The following is a 3,918-nucleotide window of genomic DNA, read 5'->3' as shown; positions in this document are numbered from 1 at the left end:
TCATTCCATCATTCCTCTCTCACGCTCGTCGCTCTATTTTACTATTTTTCTCTGTCATTTACAAAAAAGCACTACCAATTTACGATGCCAATCTTTCCGACTATTAGCAACGTATTCATGCAGTTTTGCGACTTTCTTTTGAGCTTTACGCCCATTGTTAGAACCTAATTTTTTACGACAGACACGTTGTTGCAGCAATTTAAGCTTGCGTTCTGCGTCTTTAAAAAATCTTTGGCGCTTGACTAAAAGACCGTTAGAAGTTGCTATGAAATTAGTTAATCCAACATCAATTCCGATACCTTCACCGTGGGGCATTAAATTTGGCGCTGAAACGTCCCATTGTAGGGTTAACATCACGTACCAACCGCTAACCCTACGGACTATCCTTGCTTGCTTAATCGTTGCACCATCAGGGATAGGACGTGATTGATGAAACTTTACCAAACCAATCTTAGGAAGCTTCACCGCTTGATTTTGGACGGGGTTAACCCCCAATTGTGGAAATACAAACGATCGCATTGTTCCTGCTTTCTTAAAGCGAGGGAAACCGTGCTTTTGTTCCCACATACTTACAAAAGCTTTTTCAAGTCTTTTCAGTGTCTGTTGTAGAACGTGTACCTGAACAGCAGCCAAAGCGGGTATGTTTGCCCTAGCCGTAGTTAAACTTTGGCACTGGCTGGCATAAGTTGGTCGTTTTGTTTCGGCTCTTATGATGAATTCAGATCGGATAGAGCAAGCGTTAATCTGACAACTACGAGACTTAAACCAGTCTTTACGTTCAGCTAATGCGTAGTTATACACGCGACGGCATTGTTCTAGCCAATCCTCAAAGATTGCTGTCTGTCCCGTTGTTGGTTTAAGTTTGAATTCGTAGGTTAAATTAAACATTTGCTCTATTCTCCTACCTGATTATACCGCAACCATGAGCGAACGTCGGGACGCTTTTTCAATAAAATAATTAAAGCCGTCCCAGAAGGACGGGGCTTGCACCCAAATTTCCGGTCAGAATTTGTTCGACTTGACATCTTGCACCATCCTCAAGAACAGGTAAGATGCCTCTTCCAAAAAGAATGGTGCAAGATGTCAGTTTTATTCTACTTTCTGCCTTCTACACTTCGGATAACTTTTGTATTCTGCCTTACAGTACCGTTCAGCGTTCAACTGTTGTTTGCTGCTGCGGTTCGATCACTTCGATTTCCACTCTCGCAACGCCACTGCTCATCATTCCCAGCACGCTGGCAGCGCGTGCGGACAAGTCAATGAGCCGATCGCCCACATAGGGGCCGCGGTCGTTAATGCGGACGACTACGGTGCGGCCGTTGTCGAGATTTCTCACCATGACTCTAGTTCCAAAAGGCAAGTGGCGGTGGGCTGCGGTCAAATCATTTTGGTTGAAACGCTCGCCGCTGGCGCTGAGGTTGCCGTCAAATCCGGGGCCGTACCAGGAAGCCCAGCCGCTGAGGCGCACTTGAATTGGGCCCATAGACAGCACGGGGGGTTCTGATTGGGGTTTGCCTGCGACTTCTTCCAGGGGTGGGGCGTTGCCCAGAAGCCGGCGGAGGCGATTGGTTGCTTGCAGGGCGTCTCGGCTAAAGTCGGTGGTGGTGTCGGGGAGGATTGTTTCGGCGTTGATGTTTACCAAGTCCTCGCCGTTTGCCTGGATAATGTAGCGACCGCCTTTTTCCCACTTAACGGTAATGCTGTTCGGATCGATGTTGTTGCGGGCTAGCTCGTTGAGTCTTGCTGCTAAGGTTGATGCCCGCCAAACTGAATCGGGTTCTTGGTTACTGGAGTTGCTGGCAATATTTCCGACTTTGGGATTTTCTCTGGCGCCCGCTACTTTTGACGGACTGCTAGCACCGGCTTGGCTGTTGCCAGTTTCTCCCATTTTCGTGTTTGTTTCCGGATTGGCGTTCAGAAAGGTGATGACTGGAATGTTTCGCACGTAGACTGTCGCTGCTTGTCGCCCGTCTAACTCGTGGGGCTGAATTTTGGCGATCGAGTCTCGGGCAATTTCAGCTCTTGCTTGATACTGATACTGTCCGACTTTTTGCGCTTCGACCCGACTCGCGTTTAACTGCCGGGACGGTTGGGTGGCAATTACTTGCTCGGAAACCGGAGAGTTTTGGTTGTCGGCACCTGTTGCTTGTGCGTGACAAGAGGATGCCGTTCCTACCACGGGAACTAACAGGACAGCGAGTAGACCACCAACAAATTTTTCCTTCATACGTCCATTTTTGTGAATAGCCATTGCCAACCGAGATTGGAGGATTGGCCATTTGGCGGCGGGCGTCAAAGATTTCTCTCTTGCCCTTCGCCATTCCCCCGTGAGTCAAAGCAAAGTATCGGGGTGCGTTTTTGCTTTAATGCTTCCGCCCCAAAAAAAATTGGCGGAAACTTCCCTGACACTTGACAACTCGTACTCGATCCGCAATTTGTGTTTTGTTCACGAACTGCAACAGACTACCACAAACTTTTGCGGTTGGGGATCGCTGCGATCGCGATTTTCACCCAATCTTCATCAAATATTCTCCAAACCCTCTATCATAAAATCCTTTAGTTACAGTGCTTACAGCCGTTTCAGTTATTCCTGAAAAATTTACAAAAATTTACAAAAATTTAGTGTCTGTTGTGGGTTGCCGAATAGCTAGTGTGAAAAAAGCTGTTTGTCAACTGTTATGGCCATAAACTAAAAATTAGAAATCGATTTGGCGGACTTATGGATTATCGAGAAGCAGGTGTGGATGTTGAAGCGGGCAGAGCTTTTGTCTCGCGCATCGGGAGTATGGTCAAGAGCACGCACAGATCGGGAGTTTTGGGCGGATTCGGCGGGTTTAGCGGGTTTTTCAGCGTTCCTGAGGGTTTAAAAGAGCCGATTATGGTTTCGGGTACTGACGGCGTTGGGACTAAGTTGAAATTGGCCCACAATCTCGATCGGCACGACACGGTAGGTATCGACTTGGTGGCGATGTGCGTCAACGACGTGCTGACATCCGGGGCCGAACCCCTCTTTTTTCTCGATTATTTAGCGACGGGAAAGTTAAATCCCGAACAATTAGCTGCGGTGGTGGCTGGGATAGCTGACGGTTGCAAGCAAGCGGGCTGTGCTTTGTTGGGCGGGGAAACGGCAGAAATGCCCGGTTTTTACCAACCGGGAGAGTACGATTTAGCTGGTTTTTGCGTGGGAATTGTCGAAAAGAGCAAATTGTTGGACGGTTCGCAGGTGCGGGTAGGAGATGTGGCTGTGGGGCTGGCGAGTTCGGGCGTACACAGCAACGGTTTTAGTTTGGTGAGAAAAATTGCGTGCGATCGGGGTTTTGACTGGAATTCCCAACCCGAAAAGTTAGGTGGCAAAAGTTTAGGAGAAGTGCTGCTAACTCCGACTACAATTTATGTTAAACCAGTCCTTGAAGCAATTAAGAGCGGTTTAGAAATTCACGGCATGGCTCACATTACGGGCGGCGGTTTACCGGAAAATTTGCCCCGCTGTTTGGGAGCAAATCAATCTGTGAAAATTGACAGCAATAGCTGGCCCAATTTGCCAATTTTCCAGTGGATTGCTGAAGCTGGCCAAGTTGCCACAGCAGATATGTTCAATACTTTTAATATGGGGATTGGGTTTGTGCTGTTGCTCGATTCCAGGGAATTAGAACAGGCTGTTAAATGGTTTGAATCTCAGGGAATTGGTGCTTGGGCGATCGGGGAAGTGATTGAGGGGAAAGGAGAATTGATAATGAATAATGGGTAATGGGTAATTAGTAAGAAGCAATCGCAGGGGCTGAAGATTGCTTCGCTTTGCTTTGTGCAATAACCGACAATCTCAATCTGCCTTTATCTGTGTACTGGAGTTTAGACTAAGTAAAATCTCCAGGGGTAAAAAAAGGGAGTCTGAATTGAAAAGCAGACCCCACTTGGCAG

The 3,918-nt window shown here is 47.7% G+C and carries 4 protein-coding genes; 1 reads left to right on the top strand and 3 read right to left on the bottom strand.

Going from position 1 to position 3,918, the window contains the following annotated elements:
• Positions 1–54: 54 nt before the first annotated feature.
• The 3 genes from QUB33_RS28830 to QUB33_RS28820 form a co-directional block, all read right to left on the bottom strand.
• Positions 55–888, bottom strand: coding sequence for a transposase (locus QUB33_RS28830; protein ID WP_333357905.1), 834 nt, complete (start codon positions 886–888; stop codon positions 55–57).
• A gap of 5 nt (positions 889–893) precedes the next feature.
• On the bottom strand, positions 894–1,025 hold the full coding sequence (locus tag QUB33_RS28825; RefSeq protein ID WP_333357902.1) for a hypothetical protein: 132 nt from the start codon (positions 1,023–1,025) through the stop codon (positions 894–896).
• Positions 1,026–1,150: 125 nt separating this feature from the next.
• The gene (locus QUB33_RS28820; RefSeq protein WP_333357898.1) at positions 1,151–2,251 is read right to left on the bottom strand and encodes a septal ring lytic transglycosylase RlpA family protein; all 1,101 of its coding nucleotides are present in this window, start codon (positions 2,249–2,251) and stop codon (positions 1,151–1,153) included.
• Positions 2,252–2,719: 468 nt separating this feature from the next.
• Between QUB33_RS28820 and purM the strand changes: the two genes are divergently transcribed.
• Positions 2,720–3,748 (top strand): phosphoribosylformylglycinamidine cyclo-ligase, encoded by a 1,029-nt coding sequence (gene purM, locus QUB33_RS28815; protein ID WP_333357894.1) that lies wholly within the window; start codon positions 2,720–2,722, stop codon positions 3,746–3,748.
• Positions 3,749–3,918: the final 170 nt, after the last annotated feature.

The organism is Microcoleus sp. B3-A4 (assembly GCF_036705385.1).
Classification (GTDB): Bacteria; Cyanobacteriota; Cyanobacteriia; order Cyanobacteriales; family Microcoleaceae; genus Microcoleus.
The sequence above is the reverse complement of the archived record's forward strand: the minus strand, read 5'-3'. Positions and strand labels throughout refer to the sequence as shown.

Excerpts from the sequence above, each read along its gene's own strand:
- QUB33_RS28830 (WP_333357905.1), bottom strand. The coding sequence starts at position 888 with ATGTTTAATTTAACCTACGAATTCAAACTTAAACCAACAACGGGACAG.
- QUB33_RS28825 (WP_333357902.1), bottom strand. The coding sequence starts at position 1,025 with ATGTCAAGTCGAACAAATTCTGACCGGAAATTTGGGTGCAAGCCCCGT.
- QUB33_RS28820 (WP_333357898.1), bottom strand. The coding sequence starts at position 2,251 with ATGGCTATTCACAAAAATGGACGTATGAAGGAAAAATTTGTTGGTGGT.
- purM (WP_333357894.1), top strand. The coding sequence starts at position 2,720 with ATGGATTATCGAGAAGCAGGTGTGGATGTTGAAGCGGGCAGAGCTTTT.